Origin of the sequence: Pelagibacterium limicola (assembly GCF_015694405.1) — a bacterium.
GTDB classification, from domain to species: domain Bacteria; phylum Pseudomonadota; class Alphaproteobacteria; order Rhizobiales; family Devosiaceae; genus Pelagibacterium; species Pelagibacterium limicola.
Genome location: NZ_JADQDB010000001.1, coordinates 119,706 through 138,883 on the forward strand (window position 1 = coordinate 119,706; position 19,178 = coordinate 138,883).

19 protein-coding genes are annotated in these 19,178 nt (G+C 61.2%); 7 read left to right on the forward strand and 12 right to left on the reverse strand.

All coding sequences use genetic code 11. From position 1 onward, the window contains the following. Positions 1 to 75 precede the first annotated feature (75 nt). The 3 genes from I2G20_RS00600 (at position 76) to I2G20_RS00610 (ending at position 3,077) form a co-directional block, all read left to right on the forward strand. Positions 76 to 2,400 carry an ATP-dependent helicase gene (locus I2G20_RS00600; RefSeq protein ID WP_196257744.1) on the forward strand — a complete coding sequence of 775 codons (2,325 nt, stop codon included), beginning with the start codon at positions 76 to 78 and terminating at the stop codon, positions 2,398 to 2,400. A gap of 147 nt (positions 2,401 to 2,547) precedes the next feature. Continuing rightward, on the forward strand, positions 2,548 to 2,751 hold the full coding sequence (locus I2G20_RS00605) for a DUF3072 domain-containing protein (protein ID WP_196257745.1): 204 nt from the start codon (positions 2,548 to 2,550) through the stop codon (positions 2,749 to 2,751). Positions 2,752 to 2,930: 179 nt separating this feature from the next. Then, complete coding sequence (locus tag I2G20_RS00610) at positions 2,931 to 3,077, forward strand: hypothetical protein (protein WP_196257746.1); 147 nt, start codon at positions 2,931 to 2,933, stop codon at positions 3,075 to 3,077. On the opposite strand, the gene I2G20_RS00615 is transcribed toward I2G20_RS00610, so the two are convergent. Both I2G20_RS00615 and I2G20_RS00620 read right to left on the reverse strand, forming a co-directional pair. After that, positions 3,074 to 3,295 carry a hypothetical protein gene (locus tag I2G20_RS00615; RefSeq protein ID WP_196257747.1) on the reverse strand — a complete coding sequence of 74 codons (222 nt, stop codon included), beginning with the start codon at positions 3,293 to 3,295 and terminating at the stop codon, positions 3,074 to 3,076. The two genes, I2G20_RS00610 and I2G20_RS00615, sit on opposite strands and share 4 nt — an antisense overlap. 75 nt (positions 3,296 to 3,370) lie before the next feature. Further along, positions 3,371 to 3,754 carry a toxin-antitoxin system YwqK family antitoxin gene (locus I2G20_RS00620; protein ID WP_196257748.1) on the reverse strand — a complete coding sequence of 128 codons (384 nt, stop codon included), beginning with the start codon at positions 3,752 to 3,754 and terminating at the stop codon, positions 3,371 to 3,373. A gap of 166 nt (positions 3,755 to 3,920) precedes the next feature. Between I2G20_RS00620 and I2G20_RS00625 the strand changes: the two genes are divergently transcribed. Further along, positions 3,921 to 4,619: an HAD family hydrolase gene (locus I2G20_RS00625; RefSeq protein ID WP_196257749.1), complete on the forward strand. Its 699-nt coding sequence runs from the start codon at positions 3,921 to 3,923 to the stop codon at positions 4,617 to 4,619. Between the two features lie 120 nt (positions 4,620 to 4,739). On the opposite strand, the gene I2G20_RS00630 is transcribed toward I2G20_RS00625, so the two are convergent. The 3 genes from I2G20_RS00630 to I2G20_RS00640 all read right to left on the reverse strand — a co-directional run bounded on the left by I2G20_RS00630 (position 4,740) and on the right by I2G20_RS00640 (position 6,425). Further along, positions 4,740 to 5,597: an AraC family transcriptional regulator gene (locus I2G20_RS00630; RefSeq protein ID WP_343070282.1), complete on the reverse strand. Its 858-nt coding sequence runs from the start codon at positions 5,595 to 5,597 to the stop codon at positions 4,740 to 4,742. Positions 5,598 to 5,659: 62 nt separating this feature from the next. Further along, positions 5,660 to 5,950 carry a putative quinol monooxygenase gene (locus I2G20_RS00635; protein WP_196257750.1) on the reverse strand — a complete coding sequence of 97 codons (291 nt, stop codon included), beginning with the start codon at positions 5,948 to 5,950 and terminating at the stop codon, positions 5,660 to 5,662. Between the two features lie 13 nt (positions 5,951 to 5,963). Next, positions 5,964 to 6,425 (reverse strand): DUF5680 domain-containing protein, encoded by a 462-nt coding sequence (locus I2G20_RS00640; protein ID WP_196257751.1) that lies wholly within the window; start codon positions 6,423 to 6,425, stop codon positions 5,964 to 5,966. A gap of 130 nt (positions 6,426 to 6,555) precedes the next feature. Between I2G20_RS00640 and I2G20_RS00645 the strand changes: the two genes are divergently transcribed. Next, positions 6,556 to 7,425, forward strand: a complete 870-nt coding sequence (locus I2G20_RS00645) for a 50S ribosomal protein L11 methyltransferase (RefSeq protein ID WP_196257752.1) — start codon at positions 6,556 to 6,558, stop codon at positions 7,423 to 7,425. Between the two features lie 89 nt (positions 7,426 to 7,514). On the opposite strand, the gene I2G20_RS00650 is transcribed toward I2G20_RS00645, so the two are convergent. Then, positions 7,515 to 7,658, reverse strand: coding sequence for a hypothetical protein (locus tag I2G20_RS00650; protein WP_196257753.1), 144 nt, complete (start codon positions 7,656 to 7,658; stop codon positions 7,515 to 7,517). 152 nt (positions 7,659 to 7,810) lie between these two features. On the opposite strand from I2G20_RS00650, the gene I2G20_RS00655 reads away from it, so the two are divergent. Then, the gene (locus tag I2G20_RS00655) at positions 7,811 to 9,646 is read left to right on the forward strand and encodes an aminopeptidase P family protein (RefSeq protein ID WP_196257754.1); all 1,836 of its coding nucleotides are present in this window, start codon (positions 7,811 to 7,813) and stop codon (positions 9,644 to 9,646) included. Between the two features lie 109 nt (positions 9,647 to 9,755). On the opposite strand, the gene metF is transcribed toward I2G20_RS00655, so the two are convergent. The 4 genes from metF to I2G20_RS00675 form a co-directional block, all read right to left on the reverse strand. Next, the gene (metF, locus tag I2G20_RS00660; RefSeq protein ID WP_196257755.1) at positions 9,756 to 10,661 is read right to left on the reverse strand and encodes a methylenetetrahydrofolate reductase [NAD(P)H]; all 906 of its coding nucleotides are present in this window, start codon (positions 10,659 to 10,661) and stop codon (positions 9,756 to 9,758) included. An 18-nt stretch (positions 10,662 to 10,679) separates the two neighbouring features. After that, on the reverse strand, positions 10,680 to 11,645 hold the full coding sequence (locus I2G20_RS00665) for an ArsR/SmtB family transcription factor (protein ID WP_343070283.1): 966 nt from the start codon (positions 11,643 to 11,645) through the stop codon (positions 10,680 to 10,682). 144 nt (positions 11,646 to 11,789) lie between these two features. Continuing rightward, a complete protein-coding gene (locus I2G20_RS00670) occupies positions 11,790 to 12,911 on the reverse strand; it encodes a DUF2336 domain-containing protein (RefSeq protein ID WP_196257756.1) in 1,122 nt (373 codons plus the stop codon). A gap of 224 nt (positions 12,912 to 13,135) precedes the next feature. Further along, positions 13,136 to 14,614 carry a catalase gene (locus tag I2G20_RS00675; RefSeq protein WP_196257757.1) on the reverse strand — a complete coding sequence of 493 codons (1,479 nt, stop codon included), beginning with the start codon at positions 14,612 to 14,614 and terminating at the stop codon, positions 13,136 to 13,138. Between the two features lie 241 nt (positions 14,615 to 14,855). Between I2G20_RS00675 and I2G20_RS00680 the strand changes: the two genes are divergently transcribed. After that, on the forward strand, positions 14,856 to 15,770 hold the full coding sequence (locus I2G20_RS00680) for a hydrogen peroxide-inducible genes activator (protein WP_196257758.1): 915 nt from the start codon (positions 14,856 to 14,858) through the stop codon (positions 15,768 to 15,770). On the opposite strand, the gene I2G20_RS00685 is transcribed toward I2G20_RS00680, so the two are convergent. Beyond that, the gene (locus I2G20_RS00685; RefSeq protein ID WP_196257759.1) at positions 15,763 to 17,010 is read right to left on the reverse strand and encodes a hypothetical protein; all 1,248 of its coding nucleotides are present in this window, start codon (positions 17,008 to 17,010) and stop codon (positions 15,763 to 15,765) included. The genes I2G20_RS00680 and I2G20_RS00685 overlap by 8 nt on opposite strands. Before the next feature lie 20 nt (positions 17,011 to 17,030). After that, the gene (gene ligA / locus I2G20_RS00690) at positions 17,031 to 19,175 is read right to left on the reverse strand and encodes an NAD-dependent DNA ligase LigA (RefSeq protein ID WP_196257760.1); all 2,145 of its coding nucleotides are present in this window, start codon (positions 19,173 to 19,175) and stop codon (positions 17,031 to 17,033) included. Between the last annotated feature and the right edge of the window lie 3 nt (positions 19,176 to 19,178).

The window sequence follows — 19,178 nt, forward strand, 5'->3', positions numbered from 1 at the left end:
TCCCTTGACGCGTCCTATATACTTCCATTGAGAACAAAAAGAGATTCGTGACCTGTTGGAAAACCCAAAGCCTTAATGTCTTCTGTCCCGCCCTATCGCCCCGCCGGCCCGATCACCAGCCAGTTCGCGAACCGCGAACCGGCCTATCTTGTCGGCCTCAATGCGGAGCAGCGCGAGGCGGTGATGACCACTGAGGGGCCTCTGCTCGTCCTCGCCGGCGCGGGAACCGGCAAGACGCGCGTGCTCACCACCCGCATCGCCCACGTCCTTGCCTCCCGCCTCGCACGCGGCGGACAGATCCTGGCCGTAACCTTCACCAACAAGGCCGCCCGCGAGATGAAGGAGCGGATCGCCTCCCTCGTTGGCGCCTCGGTCGAGGGAATGCCGTGGCTCGGCACCTTCCATTCCATCGGCGCCCGCATTCTGCGCCGCCACGCCGAGCTCGTCGGCTTGAGGCCCGATTTCACGATCCTCGATACCGACGACCAGATCAGGCTCATCAAGCAATTGATCGAGGCCGAGAACATCGATGAAAAGCGGTGGCCCGCCCGTCAGTTCGCCTCGATGCTCGATAACTGGAAGAACCGTGGCCAGCTCCCCGGCGATCTCTCGGCCGCCGATGCGGGCTGGTTTGCCAATGGCAAGGGCGGCAAGCTCTACGCCGACTATCAGGCCCGTCTCAAAACGCTCAACGCCGCCGACTTCGGCGATCTTTTGTTGGAAAACATCCGGCTGTTCAAGGAAAACCCCGGCATTCTGACCGAATATCACGACCGGTTCCGGTATATGCTCGTCGACGAATACCAGGATTCCAATACCGCCCAGTACCTCTGGCTTCGCCTCCTGGCGCAAAGCCGCGACGGCTCCACGCAATCAAACATTTGCGTTGTCGGCGACGACGACCAGTCCATCTATGGCTGGCGCGGAGCGGAAGTCGACAACATCCTGCGTTTCGAAAAGGACTTTCCCGGCGCTAAAGTCATAAAGCTCGAGCGGAACTACCGCTCGACCTCCAATATCCTTTCCGCCGCCTCCCACCTGATCGCTCACAACGAATCCCGTCTCGGCAAGACGCTGCAGACCGACGTGGGCGAACGCGGCGATCCCCTTACCGTCACATCTGTGTGGGACTCTGAGGAAGAAGCCCGCCACATCGGCGAGGAGATCGAGCAGTACCAGCGCCACGGCGACAATCTCAACGACATGGCTATCCTCGTGCGCGCCTCCTTCCAGATGCGCGAGTTCGAGGAACGCTTCATCACCCTTGGCCTCAACTACCGCGTCATCGGCGGCCCGCGCTTCTATGAGCGCAAGGAAATTCGCGACGCGCTGGCTTATCTGCGTATCGTCGCCAACCCCGGCGACGATCTTGCCTTAGAGCGTATCGTCAACACCCCCAAGCGCGGCCTGGGCGATGCGACGATCCAGATTGTCCACGATACGGCCCGCGCAGCCGGCATCCCCATGCTCGCGGCCATCCGCGATCTTGTCGAAACCGAGGAACTGAAACCCAAGCAGCGCGCCACCTTCCGCGATCTTCTGCGCCAGATCGATGGCTGGGCCGACCGGCTGCGCGCCATCCCCCATTTCGAGTTGGCCGAGCAGATTCTCGATGAATCCGGCTACACAGCCATGTGGCAGAACGACAAGAGCGCCGACGCACCGGGGCGGCTGGAGAACTTGAAGGAACTCGTCCGCTCGATGGAGGAATTCGAGAACCTGGGCGGCTTCCTCGAGCACATCGCGCTCGTCATGGACCGCGACACCGGCGAGGCCAGCGACGCCGTCTCCATAATGACGCTCCACTCCGCCAAGGGCCTGGAATTCAACACCGTATTTCTCCCCGGTTGGGAGGAAGGTCTGTTCCCCCATCAGCGCTCCGTCGACGAATCTGGCCTTGCGGGTTTGGAGGAAGAACGCCGCCTCGCTTATGTCGGCATCACCCGCGCACGAAAACGTTGCCACATTACCCTTGCCCAGAACCGCCGCATCCACGGCCTTTGGCAGTCGGCTATCCCCTCGCGCTTCATCGACGAGCTTCCTCCCGAGGCCGTCGAGGTCAAGGACACCGGATCGTCCTATGGCGGTTACACCTATGGCGGACGCGCCGCCACGCGCTTCGATGCCCGCGACCCCTTCGAGAGCGTCTACCAGACCCCGGGCTGGCAGCGTGCCCAACGTCAGCAACAATCCCGCAAAGGCCCCGGACCCGTTACAATCGAAGGTGAGCTTGTTGCCCGTTCTTCCGGCCCTGGCGCCGCGTATTCCATCGGCCAAAGGGTATTTCATCTGAAATTTGGTTACGGCACTGTGACGGCCACAGAGGGCAACAAGCTCTCGATCGATTTCGAGACCGCGGGGCCCAAGAAGGTTCTGGACAGCTTCGTCAAACGGGGGTGAAGCGGCCCGTCAGCGCCTGGCCGGCGCATGTTTTGTCGCCGTGTGGACATCAGATTGTTCCCTACCGGACACAACCAGGTCCGACTGGAACCTGCTGGCGCCCGTTCCCGTTTCTTCCTTCCAACCTGGAGGAGGAGCACGGAAAACATGTCAGACATTCATCCGGACATTTCTATCGCCAGCCCCGAAGCGCTCCCGCCGCGCGACGACGAGCCGATGACGACCCAGCAGATGGCCGAGTTGCTATGCCTCGCCCAACGGGCCGAAGAACCGGACGCTTATGACGAGAATATCTCCCGCTTTGAAGCCGAAAACCGCATCAAGCTGTTAAAGCGCAAGCTGGACGGCTAGTTTCCCACCCCTTCACCGCCTCGCATGCCCTTCGAGCGGTCCCGAGGGGCAGCCTTGCCATGGTCGCTTTTCCATTCCAAACGCACGCTCTCAGCCTAGGCCCTGCGCAATGTGATGGATTGGCCCGGTCGGAGGCCTGCGCTATAGAGGTCCTGCGCCCCGCGAGTGCAGGAAGGTTCATGACGCCCCCCACCGACCCCGAAGACCGTAACAAGGCCCTTGCCAATGCCGGCCTGAAATTTGCCGCGGTCATCGTTCTCGTGATGGCGATCTTCTACGCGTCGCAATACGCAGCCTATACCTTCATGACGGTATTTGCGGGTTAACCTTTTCCGCCTGCCGAACGCCACGTCGCTTCGAGCAGTTGTGATGCCAGAGCATCCGGCAGGTCCTCCAACACAGCGCGCGCGCCGATAGGCTTATCATGCCGGCACAGGATGGACACCAATCCCGGATACGCGCCCGCAAATGCCTCCGCCTCCTCCGCGCCCATCATCAGGAACAGCGTCCCCTTATTGAGATGCGCGAACTGCTTGCCCGCCACCGCGAATCCCTCATAACGGAAATGCCGCCGCGGGCAGCGCCAGCGCCGCGGCCTCATATCGCGAGCGATCCACCATCAGCCCTTATGCTCCTTCTCGCTTTTCAGGCTTCCATCGGCGTTGAACACCCGCCAGGTGCCCACCTTCTTCCCCAAGGCATAGTCTCCCTGATCCCATACCTGGCCATTCGCGTGCCAGCGGGTCCACGTCCCGTCCTGCTGGTTGTCCACAAACACGCCTTCCTGCATCTTGACGCCGTTGGAGCGGAACCAAACCCAGTGGCCGGTAAACCGGTCATGATCATAATCGCCTTCAGCCTTGAGCCCGCCATCCTTGAGATAGTAGCGCCAGTGCCCATGCTTCTTCCCGCCCGAAACAAATCCCTCCACCGCCGGCGACCCGTCCTTGAACCGTTCCTCATACGGCCCGTCCGGCACAGATTTCACGCCGTCGGTTTTCATTCACACCTCCTGCTCCCGCGCTACAAACCTATGCTAGACTGGCTCGCGGTGGCCTCGCAACCCGGAGACCGTCAACCCGCGAACCCCAAGCGGTGAAATTTTAACTGCACGAACTGAACGGCTTTCGTTCAGTTCGTGCAGTTATAAATCAGGAGAAAACCTTTCCATGCCCCGCCTGACAACGATCGGGTTCGACGCCGATGACACCCTCTGGGAGAACGAACACTTCTTCCGCCTGACCGAGCGGCATTTTACCGAGCTGCTTGCCGACTATGCCGAGCCGGGGCATCTTACAGAGCGTCTGCTTTCAGCTGAAAAAAAGAACCTGGCCCATTACGGTTTCGGCATCAAAGGGTTCACCCTCTCGATGATCGAGACCGCTATCGAGGTGACCGATGGCAAGGTGCCCGGCGAGATCATCGGGCGCATCGTCAATGCCGGCCGCGAAATGCTCTCGCACCCCATCGAAACCCTGCCCCACGTTCATGATACGCTCGAAGCCCTGGCGGGTAGCCACACGCTCGTCCTCATCACCAAGGGAGACCTTTTCGATCAGGAGCGCAAGCTGGCCCAGTCCGGGCTTGGCGACTTTTTCAGTGCAGTCGAGATCGTCTCGGACAAATCCTCCGCCACCTACGCCCGCGCCTTCGAGCGCCACGGCGACGGCCCGGCCCGCGCCATGATGGTCGGCAATTCGCTGAAATCGGACGTACTTCCCGCCATAGAAGCCGGCGGGTGGGGAACCTACGTCCCTCACGCCCTCACCTGGGACTACGAACGCGCCGAGGAACCCGAAGGCAGGGAACGCTTCTCAAAGATCGAAACCCTGGCGGAATTGAAGCCGTTGATAGAGGGTTTGGCATAGGGGAGAGCTTTTTTTCCTCGGCCCATCCGCGCGCTCCCATCGCCGTTCCGGCGACTGCCGGTCCCGTGGTGCGAAGTCTCAACGCGCGGATGCGAAGCGGGCCGCCGGGCAGAGCCCGGCCTATCCCTTCACGGGGATCCAGATTTCCAACCCGCCCAGGCCGGTACGCGGATCGAATTTCTCGTCGTACAGCTCGAACATGGGCGCGTCGCCATCCGCTTCGAACGGACACCCCGGCAGGTATTGGCGCCAGATCGCATCCATCGTGTTCCTGATCCCCGAGATATGCCCTGCATGGGTAAAGGCCAGATAAGTGGCAGGCTCGAGTTTCAAGACGTCCAATCCCGCCGGCACATCGCGCGGATCGTCCACTTCCACCGCACAGCTGTAGCGGAACGTGCCCGCGGCTTCGTCAAAACCGTCACAAACCCCGAACCAGAAGCCCGGCTTCTCCCCGAGCGTTCCCTCGTACGCCTGAAATGCCGTCCACTGCGCCGGTATGCCCTCGACCTGATTATAGGGATAGCGCCGTGCCAGTCCTACCAGTGTCATTGGGCCACGCGTTTCCTTGCGCGGTTCAGGAAGTGAGAAACTCTTTTCTGCTGCGATGTTCATTCTGATTGGCTCCACCAAAAGCGTTTGATCGGGCACGGCCCCATCGCGCACCGTTTCGGGCGTCAACCCGAAACAATCGCGGAAGGCGCGCGTGAAGGCTTCGTGAGAGCCATATCCGGCATCGAGCGCGACATCGAGAATCGACGGTGCTCCCGCCGCCAGTTGTCGTGCCGCCTCGGTCAACCGTCGTCCGCGCATATATTGGACAATCGAATATCCGGTAGCGGTAGCGAACCCCCGGCACATATGGAACCGCGATACCCCGCAGGCATCCGCAATATCATCGAGCGTAATGTCCTTGCGGAAATTGCTCTCGATGAACCACAAAACCTTGCCGACGAACCGCACCGCACTTTCCCTCACTAACCAACACCGGAACTATGCTGGCACCAATCCGGCTCCGCTTGATCGAGCGTGCTTATTTGTCAAACACCGATTCCACCCACGGGCTCGATCTCGTGGTGCTGGTCGAACGCCGCGATTAGCGGCATCGCCTTTTCGATCGCCTGCCGCACGCTGGGGAGCGAAAGCGAGCCCTTGTGGCTGTCCTGGCTGTCCCAAACCTCGGTGATCCAGATTGCGTTCACATCCAGGGGGTCCTTGGCGACCACGTAGGAAACGCACCCCGGCATGCCGTCCTGATGCTCGAGCAGGATGCCGATCAACTCGTCCCGCTTGCCCTCTGCCGCAATCATCCGTCCAATCAGTCCGTACATCGTCCCTCTCCTGTCAGGGCTTGATCAGCCCACCGCAATAATCGAGTGCGTAAACATCCACCCCGCCCGCGATGATGACCTCTCGCCCATGAAAGCGGGTCACATCGCCACTGGACTCGTCACGGTATAGCCCGTGTGGACCCTGCCACGAAAACCCGCCGAGAAACCGCCCTTCCGCATACATCGCGGCCAACGCCGCCTTGACGGTTTCCCCCGCCCGCGCACCGTCGAACAGGTCCGGACGCAGGATATAGCCGAAATAATTCATCGCCCAGACCGGTTCCTCGGCGAGCCACACCACCTCCTGGCCGGGGAAATCGGTCCCCCCGAAATAGCTGTCCCGATAACGCCAGGCCCCGAGCGCGTAAGTGAGGTCGTGCGCGCCCGGACGGCTGGGCTCCGCCGGTTGGCCGCCACCGATATAGCTCGCCGCCTTAGCCGCGACAATGAAGTCTTCCAGGTCACCAATGTCCATAAATACCCCCAAAGTAATATGAACAAATCGAGAACATGTTCGCTCTTTTGTCAACCTCCCGGTGCGGCATGTTGACTTGAAACGCACAGCAATCCACAACCCGCCACGCCCGCGTGAAGGAATGGAAGCCATGCCACAGGACCAGTTGTCGACACCGCTGACCAAGGATCAGGCCTATGCGCTCGTCGATTCTGTTATGGAAAGCGAGGACCTTGCACTTACGGCCTCTGCGCACGAGAACGAGGAAACCGGCGAGTGGATTTTCGAAGCCACCTGCGACAGTCCCCCCGATGTAGAGGCTTTTCAGGCGCTGGCACGGTCCGTGCTGGGTGGCGACGTAGGGTTTTCGGTCAGTCCCCTCGATGAGGACGCCGATTGGGTGGGCAAATCGCTCGAAGGGCTGAAGCCTGTTATTGCCGGCGGCTATTATGTCTATGGCAGTCACGAGACGGTCGCGCCCCCCGCAGGCCTCATCCCGATCAGGATCGACGCCGCGCAAGCCTTCGGCACCGGCCATCACGAGACCACAACCGGCTGCCTCGAAGCCATCCAGCGCATCCTCCGGCGCAAGAAGCCGGTCCGCCCGATCGATATCGGCACGGGGACGGGCATTCTCGCTATCGCCATTGCCAAGCGCCGCCGCGTGCCGGTCATCGCCTCGGACATCGATCCCATTGCCGTCGAAACCACGCGCAACAATACAAGGCTCAACGGCGTGGCCCACCTCGTCATAGAGGTCGATGCCGCCGGACTCGACCACCAGACCATCCAGGGCAACGCTCCCTACGATCTGATCGTCGCCAACATCCTCGCTGCCCCATTGGTTTCGCTCGCCCCCGGCATCGGGCGCATGGCTGAAAAGGGTTGCGCGATCATTCTCTCGGGCCTGCTCAACACCCAGGCCCAGCGGGTCATTTCGGCTTATGCCAGGCAGGGCATGGTCCTGCGCGACCGTATCGTGCGCAAGGACTGGTCCACACTCGTGCTGGAGAAAGTCTAGCTCAGGGCCCATGCGAAAGCCCCGATGGCTGGCGGGCCATCGGGGCTTTCACGGTAATTCCGTACGGGGCCTTTCAGCCCCAAGCGACCCTATTCGGACGCGGCTTTCTTCGAGGTCCCGAAGTCACACCCATACATCCGCTGATAGCGGTCGATCTGGCGCGCGGCCTCACGGCTGCGGGCCTCGACCATTGCGTCCAGCGCCTTGCGGAAGAAGCTCTTGTCTTCAGCCATTGTCCACACTCCTGTTTCGGTGAGTAAAAAAATTTCACTCATATCGTTCGTGCGATAGATAACCCTTTTCGCATCTGCTAGTTAGGGGGGCAAAGGCAGACCAGCCATGTCGTTTGCGCATGGCCGGTTAAATAATTGGAACCGTAGCCGTCATGCCCCCACAGCCAACCATTCCTGACGCCGTTTTTCAAAGTTTTGAAGAAAGATCGGACCCTCGGGCGGTCGCGCCGCGGGTTGCCGCGCTGAGGGCGCATCTTGCGTCAAACCAACTGGATGGCTTCCTCATCCCCCGCGCCGATGTCCATCAGGGTGAGTATGTTCCCGATTGCGATGCGCGGCTCGCCTATGTCACCGGCTTCACCGGCTCGGCCGGACTGGCCGTCCTGGGGCGCGACAGAGGGGCGCTGTTGGTAGACAGCCGCTACACCCTGCAGGCTCCAGCGCAGACCGACCTTGAAATTTTCGAGGTCGTAGACACGACCTCTACGAGCCCGGGCGAATGGATTGCCGCCAATTTTCCAGGCGGCAGCGTGATGGGGTTCGACCCCTGGCTCCTGACGCCCGGCATGCTCGACACGCTCAAATCTGCGTTGGAAAAAGCGGAAATCCGGCTCGTACCGGTCGAAAACCCGATCGACTCATTGTGGCGCGACCGTCCCGCACCGCCCGAAGGCCCGATCGAAGTGCTGGGCCATAACCGCACCGGTAAGCCAGCATCGGACAAGCTCGAAGAGTTGCGGCGGGCAATGACTGAGGAGGCGGCGGACGCCGCGGTTTTCACGCTTCCTGAGTCGCTATGCTGGCTGTTCAACATCCGCGGCCGCGATGTTCCGCACAATCCCTTCGTTTTGGGATTTGCCATCGTACCTGCCGAGGGCACGCCTACCCTCTTCCTGCCGGCCAACAAACTCACGGACGAAAACCACACCGCGCTGGCCGGGGTTGCTGCGCTGCGCGACAAGGACGAATTCGGCACTGCGCTCGAGGAACTAGCAAAACAGGGCAAGGCCGTCTGGTTCGATCCCGCCACCGCCCCTTCGCGCGTCAGGATGATCCTGGCCGAGGGCGGCGCCAGGCTCATCGAAAAGCGCGATCCGGTTCTGCTGCCCAAGGCCCGCAAGAACGACGCTGAACTGGCCGGCATGCGCGAGGCGCAGCGCCTCGACGGCGTGGCAATGGCACGGTTTCTTGCGTGGTTCGACCGCGAAGCACCCAACGGTAACCTGACCGAGATCGACATCGTAAAGCAGCTCGAAGCCTTCCGCCGCGATGAGCCCACTGCCGTCGATGTCAGCTTCGAGACGATCTCCGGCTCGGGCCCCAACGGCGCCATCGTCCACTACCGCGTATCGGAAAAAACCAACCGCCGGCTGATCCCCGGCGAATTGATGCTGCTCGACAGTGGCGGGCAATATCTCTCGGGCACCACCGATATCACCCGCACCATGGCCACCGGGCCCGTTGCCTCAGAACAAAAGGATCGCTTCACCCGCGTCCTGAAAGGCATGATCGCCATCTCCCGGGTCCGCTTTCCCCGCGGTACCACCGGCGCGCAGATCGATATCCTGGCGCGTCAATTTCTGTGGCAAGTCGGCCTCACCTACAATCACGGCACCGGCCACGGCGTCGGCGCTTTCCTCTCGGTACACGAAGGCCCAGCGGGCATTTCCCCGCGCTACACCGTCCCATTCGAGGAGGGCATGGTTCTCTCCAATGAGCCCGGATTCTATCGCGAAGGAGAATACGGTATCCGTATCGAAAATCTCATCGTCGTGCGTGAAAGCGATGTCGGAGATGGCAAGTTCCTGGAGTTCGAAACCCTGACGCTCGCGCCCATCGACAAGCGCCTGATCGATACCACGTTGCTCGATGAGAACGAACGCGCCTGGCTCGACGCCTATCATGCGAGTGTCCGCAAGGAGATCGGCCCGTTGCTCGATGCAGAGGATCGTGCGTGGCTGGACGAGGCGACGAGTGCGCTGGTCTGAATGGATCGTTGAGCTGCCGCCCTATCTTCCCCACCGGCAAAAAGAAAAACCCTCCCTTTTCGGGGAGGGTTAGGTATGGTGGAGGGCCAACAGGCTCCGGGAACCTGCGTTAGGCCGCCGCTTTCAACCCCAGCAGCTGCGTCAGCGACAGCAGCAAGTCGGCCCGGTTGAGCGTATAGAAGTGGAACTCCCGCACACCAGAATCGAGAAGCTCGTTGACCTGCCGGACAGCAAGTTCGGCAGCTACCCGCTCGTGGGTCACCGGATCGTTTTCCAATCCTTCGAACCGTGCGGCGAGCCAATCGGGGATCGACGTGCCACAGCGAGCGGCAAACCCCGCGATCTGCTTGAAATTGTGGATCGGCTGGATGCCCGGCACGATCGGCGCCGTGATCCCGGCCTTGCGCGCCCGCTCGATAAAGCGCCAGTAATCCGCATTTTCGAAGAACATCTGGGTAATCGCGCGGTTGGCACCCGCGTCGATCTTGCGCTTCAAATTGTCGATATCGGCATCCCAATCCGGGCTTTGCGGATGCTTTTCGGGATAGGCCGCAACGGAAATATCAAAATCCCCGAGCTTGCGGATGCCCGCGACCAGTTCGGCAGCGTTCCGGTAGCCGTCGGGGTGCGGCTCGAACTTTTCTCCAATGCCGGTGGGGGGATCGCCGCGTAGCGCCACGATGCGGTTGACTCCGACCAGCGCGTAACTGCGCACCACGGCATCCACCTCGTCCCGGCTCGCGCCGACGCAGGTCAGATGCGCCGCAGCATCGATTCCCGATTTTGCTTTGACCTGGGTTACCATGCGTAGCGTACGCTCGCGCGTCGTCCCGCCCGCGCCGTAAGTTACAGAGACGAAACGCGGCCGCAGATGCGCCAGCCGGTCGAGGCTTTCCCAGAACCGCGCTTCCATGTCGTCGGACTTGGGGGGAAAGAATTCGAAGCTCACCGACACATCCCGCCGCGCTGGGCGCAGCCGGGTGACGACGGGTGAAGCGTTGTTTGTAACCGTCATCTTGTTCCTCCCAAGTACTCAGACCCGGCGCTCTAGGCGCCAGAGACAAACCGTCAAACCCTGTTCCTTCTCTGAAGGAAAGCGGCGCACCTGCATGACTTCCAGGCCTGCGGACCGTGCCCAAACCGCCATCTGCTCATCCGAAAGCCCGAGGCGCCGATGCGCCTGCTCGGTGCGCAGGAATTCGTGATTGTGCGGTGCAAAATCGATGACCAGCAGCACGCCCCCGGGGGCGAGACATTCCGCCGCCGGGATCAAAGCAGTCGCCGGATCGTCGAAATAATGCAGCACCTGATGAATGACGACGAGATCTGCACTCTCGGCGTGGTCGCCGATATCAGTGATGTCCCGTAGCCGCACCTGAACGTTACCGAGCCCCGCCTCTTCGATCTTGGTACGCGCGATGCCCAGCATCTCGCGGCTGGAATCGATGCCGATGGCGTGTTCGAAACGCCCGCCGAGCAATTCGAGCATCCGCCCCGTGCCGGTCCCCAGATCGAGCATCAGGCGTCCCTGCCCATCCCCGGCCATCTCGATAATTGCCGCTTCGACCGCGGAATCCGGCGCATGGAGACTGCGGACCTTGTCCCAATCCCCCGCGATCTTGGCAAAGTAGGCGTTGGCCTGATCGCGGTGCGCCTCGCGCACGGCGGCGAGTTTATCCCGGTCCCGGCGCAATTCCGGCGAGGCCGGGTCGATGGTCTGGAACAGCCAATCGTTGAGCGCCCGGCCCGGGCCGGCATCGCTCAAACGGAAATAGGCCCACGCCCCTTCCGCATGGCGCGTAACCAGTTGCGCATCGGCCAGAAGCTTCAGGTGCCGGGAGACGCGCGGCTGGCTTTGCCCCAGGATCTCGGTAAAGTCCTTGACGCTCAGTTCACCCTCGGACAGCAGGGCAAGCAGGCGCAACCGTGTGACTTCGCCGGCTGCCTTGAGCAGCCCCACGATTTTCTGGGCGTTCTGCGTTTGCCTTGCTTTCAGCACCGTGCCGCTCCGTCTCGCTGACAATTCTCATATAAAGATATCTTTATGTCATTATGTCAAGGTGCACGCGGCAAAAAATCGCCCGCAGAAGCGAATTTCACCTCTGCGGGCTGCAATAACTGACTTCATAAGCGCCTTGGAAAATCAGGCGACCGCGTCTTCTCCCACGCGACGGCGGAAGGAATGCGAACGCCAGAGCTCGAAAATACCGGACGCCTCGTCTTCACTCAGCGCCTCGAACCGGCGCCTCACGTTCTCAATGTCGAGCCGGCTGGGCATGTCTCGCCAAGGCAGCACGGCTATGACGGCCTCGAAAAGCTCAGGATCGAGCCCAATGGCTTTGGACGCCACGGTAACTGCAACATAGTCCTGCATCGCCAGCCATTTGACAAAGATCTCCGGTCGCACTTCAAGCAGCATGGTGAGACCTGCGGCGGTATGGTGCCCGTAGCCGAAACGCGTGAAACGATAGAGAGCCTTGAGATCGAAGCGACGGCGATCGGCCAGTGCCTTGACCTGATTCCAGCCCAGTTTCCACTCGTCCGCGGAAAAACCGGCGCGGTTCTTGATCCGGTTGTAAACGACGGCCTGGACCCGATTGGCCGTGCCCTCGTTGTCATTGCTGCGCACCAGGAGGCCGAGGCTTTCAAGGGCCTGTGCGCCAACCTGGCTGATTTCGGAGCGAACCTCAGCCCAATCGATATCGGCGCGGCCGCGCAGATCGTTGGCCAGCACTCCGTTTTCTGCGGCAAGCAGAGCAATGCGCTCGACCACCTTGTGGGTGAGTTCGGCTTCTTGATTGCGCAAGAGCCGGGTAACCGAGGGCTCTTGCCCGTGTTCGGCAATCGCCTCACCGACCCGGCCAGCGAGCCCTTTGCGGCTTGCGATGGCCACTCTGTGGGCTTCGCTTTGGTGTTCGGCGATTTCGATAAGATCGTCGTCGGACAGGACGCTTGAAAATTGGAGGAGCGGAGCCGCAACCTCGATCACGTCATTGGCGAGTTTGAGGACCGCTGACCCCGGCGCTCGCGCCAGGGGAGCGATCAGCTTTGCTACATGCGCTCGCGCTTCGACCTCGACGATGTCGGCAAGTTGGCAGAGCACCTCGTCGTACTGCGCAACCTGTTCGTCATCGCAGCGGTCCGAAACATACGAAAACAACTGCGCCAGATTGCGGATCAGGTGATCGCGCTCGGCAGCATCGGCTTCGCCGTTGAGCACCCTGAAATTCGCGAATGCGCGTACGCCTTCTCCGGCTTCCTGCATTTGTCCCGTCTCCCCGGCTTCACTGCCGCATCAGTGGCCCCAAACTCGCAGATGGGTATAGCTTTCCATTGAACGCAACACGCGCAGTTTGATTAAAAAGCGAACTAATCGAAAGCCGGTGGAAAAAAGAGCCTCCAAAGCCAAGTCGACAAACGCAAAAAAGCCCGGCGCGGACGCTCCGCACCGGGCTGATCGCATTAGGAACGCGAGAATAGGCAGAAAGCTTATTCCGCCGCGGAAATCGCCGCCGGACGTTCCTGCTTACCGGCAGCCACTGCTGCTCGAACACCAGCGCCATACTCTGGATGGACCTGGTCGAACAACTTGCACTGGCGCTCGACGATCTCGTCGGGCACGCCGCCCATCGCCGCAGCGATATTGGCGAACAACCGCCGCTTCTGCCCTTCGTCGAAGAGGTTGAACAGCGCCCGCGGCTGGCTGAAATCGTCGTTACCTTCGCGGTGGTTGTACCGGTCGGCAACGCCCGAAATCTTGAGGGGCGGCTCCTTGACCGACGGATCTTCCTTCGGCCCGCCAAAGCTGTTGGGCTCGTAATAGGCGTCGGCGCTTGTGGACTTGTGGCCAAAGAAATTCATCTGGCCGTCCTTGTGGTAGTGGTGCACGGGGCACTTGGGGGCGTTGACCGGCAACGCCTCGTAATGCGTGCCCAGCCGGTAGCGATGGGCGTCCGCATAGGAGAATACCCGCGCTTGCAGCATCTTGTCGGGCGAATGCCCGATGCCCGGAACGATATTGGACGGCGACATCGCAACCTGCTCGATCTCGGCAAAGTAGTTGTCCGGATTGCGGTTAAGTTCCAGGACGCCGATTTCGATGGGGGGATAGTCACCGTGCGGCCAGACCTTGGTAAGGTCGAACGGATTGTAGGGCGTTTTTTCTGCATCGGTTTCGGGCATGATTTGCACCTGCACCGTCCATTGCGGATATTCGCCCCGCTCGATGGCACCGAAAAGCTCTTCCTGATAGCTCTCGCGGGTCCTGCCGATAACCTGCTCGGCCTCTTCATTGGTATAGACCTTGTGGCCCTGCCGGGTCTTGAAATGGAACTTCACCCAGTACCGCTCGCCGCTGTCATTCCAGAACGAATAGGTGTGGCTACCATATCCGTTCATGAACATGGGCGCCACCGGCAGGCCGCGGTCGCTCATCAGGATTGTCACCTGATGCAGACTTTCCGGCGAAAGCGACCAGAAATCCCACATCGCCGTGGCCGAGCGCAGATTGGTCCGGGGGTGCCGTTTCTGGGTGTGGATGAAATCGGGGAACTTAAGCGGATCACGCACGAAAAACACCGGCGTGTTGTTGCCCACCAGGTCCCAGTTGCCCTCTTCGGTATAGAACTTGATGGCAAAGCCGCGCACGTCGCGCTCGGCGTCCGCCGCACCCAGTTCACCCGCGACGGTGGAAAAACGCAGGATCAGGGGCGTCTCCGCGCCGGGCTGCAACGCCTTGGCGCGCGTATATTTCGAGATGTCACCGGTGATCCTCAACGTGCCGTAAGCACCCCAGCCCTTGGCATGCACCACGCGCTCAGGAATGCGCTCGCGGTTCTGATGCGCCAGTTTCTCGATCAGCTGATAATCCTGCATCAACACCGGACCACGCGGCCCGGCGGTCATCGAATTCTGGTTATCTGCGATGGGCGCGCCCGCGCTCGTGGTCATCGTCTTGTCGTCGGACATGAGGCCTCCAGTTTGTCCCGATTCTCGTAGGCTCGTGCGATTCTGGATCCACTCGCGCCCCATGCGCTCTCCGCCAGGCGAGAGCCGTAATTCGGCAAAGCGACAGGAAAGCGGGCCGCCGGATCAATCCCGACACGTTCCCAAAACCGAGTCGCTTATAGCGACCATCAGTCGATCATTCAAATTGATAAAACTGACATATTGGATAAGATCAACTTATCAAATTAGACTGGCCGTCCCGATGCTCACGATCTCCTTCAGGCAGCTCCAATACGCGCAAATCATCGCCGAAGAGGCTCATTTTGGTCGTGCGGCGACCCGGTGCCATGTGACTCAACCGGCCCTGTCCCAGCAGATCAAACTACTCGAGGACCGCTGCGGCGCTCCCATCTTCGACCGGCAGGGCAAGTCCATACGCGTAACACCGTTCGGCCGTGATTTTCTCGCCCATGCCAGCCGGGTGTTGAGTGCAGCCCAGGATCTGGAGAGTTTTGTCGACATGGCAGCAGGCCATCCTGCGCGTCCGCTGCGCTTCGGGCTTATCCCCACTGTCGCGCCCTATCTCCTGCCCGGTATTCTGCCCGCCCTCACGGCAGGCGTTCCGGAAACGCGCTTTTCAGTGAGCGAGGGCAAAACCGACCGGCTGCTCGATGGACTTTCCGAAGGTGAACTCGACCTCGCCCTGCTCGGAACGCCGCCGCCATCATCAAGCTTTGAAACCGCAACGCTGTTCTCCGACCCCTTCGTTCTCGCCGCCCCCAGCGATTCGGACCTCCTGGATCCGATCGATCTCGCCAGCTTGCCCGACAGCCGCTTTCTGCTGCTCGAAGAAGGCCATTGCCTGCGCGACCAGATGCTTGATGCCTGCGCCCTCAGCACCCAAACGCGTGGCCGCCGCTTTGCAGCGACTTCGCTGACGACGATTCTCGAACTGGTGGCGGCAGGATATGGCGTCACCCTGCTCCCCGCCATTAGCCTGCGGCGTGAGATGGACGACCAACGCATCCGATTCCTGCAACTCGCGCCGCCGGGCGCTTCGCGCGTCCTCCGGCTTGTGTGGCGAACCGGATCGCCCTACCAGGCCCTCTTCCGTTCCATCGCCGAAATCGTCTGGGAAACCGGAACCCGATTGCTGGCTTCGGAACTCCCTAGTTGAACCAGAACATATAGCCCCAGATCGCATCGCCGAAGACGTCGTTGGCCAGCGCAAAATCCTCTGCGCTGGCGATTTTGCCCTCACGCATGAATGGCCGCGCGTCGTACCCGGTCAGAATAAGAACAAGATCGGTGCGCTCGGCTGTTTCGAAATAGCGGTTGAGATCGAATCCGAGATTGGCGAACCGCCAGTGCGGGAGCAACAGATCGCCCGTCAATATCCGCTCGGCGGAATCGAGCGCTTCGTGCCAGGCCGATACCATGGCCTTGGTTACGACCATCTCCTCATGCACCGGCGTCTGGTAGGGCGAGGGGATGAATTCGAGATTGTCATCGGTTTCCGCCAGAATTGCCTCCCAATTCCGGCGTGACAAGGCGATGACGGCCAACGCGCGGTCCTGCGCGTGCAGCAGTCGTTCCCGGTCGGTCACCGGCCAGTTGAGCGTGTGGATCGCTGCGATAGCATCGGCGATCAACACGTCGCTGTCGCGATCCATGAATAGGCTTCCCGAGGGCCGGTGATCCTCCATCGGCAGCCCGGCGCCCGGAAAGAAGCGGTGCATGACGGCCGTGAAAAAATCTCCGAAATCGTGCGCCAGAAGGAAATCGGCGTGGAACGCCAGCACCTGCGAATAACCAGCCAGCCAGATTGCATCCGCTGCGTCAAAGGCAAATCTCGCGTCGGGAATTTCATCAAGCGCGCCCTCCAGTCCAAATTCGGGCGGCATGCCCGAAGCTTGCGCTAGAAAAGCGCCAATGGACTCCGTCTCGCCCGCCTCTCCGTCGCCATCGATGTCGATGCGGATGCGCATGATGTCGATCTCCACGGCAAATCCCGTATCTTCCGAAGCGGCGAGCAACAGATCATGCGCCTCGTCCATCCTGGCGACGAACGCCTCGAGATAGTCGCGAAATGCGCCGTAGGATATCTGATCCGGCTCGCTCCGGCGTTGCGCTGTCGAGGGCATTCCCAGGAGCGGCGAGGTGGCGATCCCGCGTTCGGGATCGAACCCATGCCGGTGAAACGCTCCGGCCAGCCCCTCGACGCCGGAAACGAACGTCAGAAATCCGAGACCGAACGCGGCCTCAGGATCCTCCGTCCGTGTGCCAAAGGTCTCGATCCCCTCGGCAATCCGTCCTTCATAAAGAAAATCGCGCAATTGATCTGCGCCAGACTGCGCCTGCGAAGGCCCTGCTAGTGCGAGCACTGCAAATCCCGTGGCAAAGATTGCCCTCATCATACGTCCCCCAGGCTCGGGCTTTAGGATTGGCCCGTCAGATCGAACCATTCGTCTTCCGAGATAACGGCAATACCAAGGCTTTCAGCCTGCTTGAGCTTGCTGCCCGCACCGGGCCCGGCGACCACGAGGTCCGTCTTGGCCGAAACCGATCCCGCCACCTTGGCCCCCAGCCGTTCAGCCATTGCCTTGGCCTCCGTCCGTGTCATCCGCTCCAGAGTGCCGGTAAAGACGACCGTCTTCCCCGCCACCTGGCTGTCCGCCGCAACCGTCACCACGTATGATCTGGGAGTCACCTCGGCGAGCAGGGCGTCGATGGCTTTTTCGTTGCGCTCATTGGCAAAGAACGAAGCGACCGACTGCACCACCGTGTCTCCGATCCCGTCAATCCCCACCAGCGCGCCGTAGGCTTCCTCGTCGCCATTGCCCGCCTTGTAGGCTGTGTCACGGAACGCCGCGAACGTCCCGAACGCCTTGGCAAACATTGCCGCTGTCGTCTCTCCCACATGGCGGATGCCGAGCGCGAAGATGAAGCGGTCAAGCTCGGGTGCGCGCCGCGCATCGATCGCCGCAAACAGCTTCTTGACCGACGTTTCGCCCCAGCCCTCCTGGTCCTTGAGCTTTTTGAGGCTTTCGGCGTCGCGTCTGGCGAGCGTGAAGATATCGGCAGGCTGAGTAACCCTTCCGTCAGCGTGGAACGCCGCGATCTGCTTTTCGCCCAGCCCCTCGATATCGAGAGCGTTGCGCGAGACGAAATGCTTGAGCTGCTCGACCGATTGCGCCGGGCAGATCAACTCCCCCGTGCAGCGCCGCCGCGCATCGAGCTTGCCGGTCTTGGGGTTGACCTCGCGCACCGCTTCCGACCCGCAAACCGGACATGTCGTTCGGAACTCATAGGGCACAGCGTCGGCCGGGCGCTTGTCGAGCAAGACCGCAACGATTTGCGGGATTACATCCCCTGCCCTCTGCACGATCACCGTGTCGCCAATGCGGATGTCGTTTCCATCGCGAATAGATGCACCGGTGCTGTCCCGCCCTGCGATATAATCCTCGTTGTGGAGCGTTGCATTCTCGACCACCACGCCGCCCACCGTCACCGGCTGCAACCGCGCGACCGGGGTCAGCGTGCCGGTCCGTCCGACCTGGATATCGATATCGTTGAGGATCGTCGTCGCCTGTTCGGCGGGAAATTTGTGCGCAATTGCCCAGCGCGGTGCGCGCGCGACAAAGCCCCAGCGCTGCTGCAAATCGAGCCTGTCGAGCTTGTAGACCACGCCGTCGATGTCGTAGCCCAGTGTCGCACGCTGGGCCTCGATGGTCCGATAATGCTCGAGCATCGCCTCGACGCTGGATGTGCGCATCATCAGATCGTTGACGACGAACCCCCAGTCGCCGAACTGCCGCACGGAGTCATATTGCGTCGGCGCAATCGGTGCACTGATCTCCCCCCAGCCATATGCAAAGAATTTCAGGTTCCGGCTGGCGGTGACCGAAGCATCCTTCTGGCGCAACGAGCCGGCGGCGGTGTTGCGCGGATTGACGTAATCCTGCCCGCCCTCCGCCGCTGAGCGCGCCTTGAGCGCGGCAAAATCGGCGTGGGTCATGTAAACCTCGCCCCGAACCTCCAGCACATCCGGCCAGCCACTACCGGCAAGCCGGTTCGGGATGTCGCCTATGGTCCGCAGGTTCTCGGTGATGTCCTCGCCCTCCGTGCCATCCCCCCGCGTCGCCCCGCGCACATAGACGCCCCTCTCATAGCGCAGCGAGGCCGATAGCCCGTCGATCTTGGGTTCGGCTGTAAAGGCGAGTTCGAGACCCTTGTCGCGTTCAAAGAATTTCCGTGCACGCGCGACGAAGTCCGCGACGTCCTGATCATCGAACGCATTGGAGAGCGAGAGCATCGGCACTGCGTGCCGCACCTTGGCAAAGCCCTCGGCGGGTGGCGCGCCCACGCGTTCGGCAAGCGAATCGGGGCGCCGAAGCTCGGGAAATTCCGTCTCGATGGCAATATAGCGCCGTTTGGCAGCGTCATAGTCGGCATCTGAGATTTCCGGCGCGTCCTTCTGGAAATACGCCTTGTCGGCGCGCTCGATCAACGCATGCAGCCGATCCAGCTCCGCCTTGGCATCTTCCAGCGGCAAAGCGGAAACCTCATCTTCGGCACTCATTGC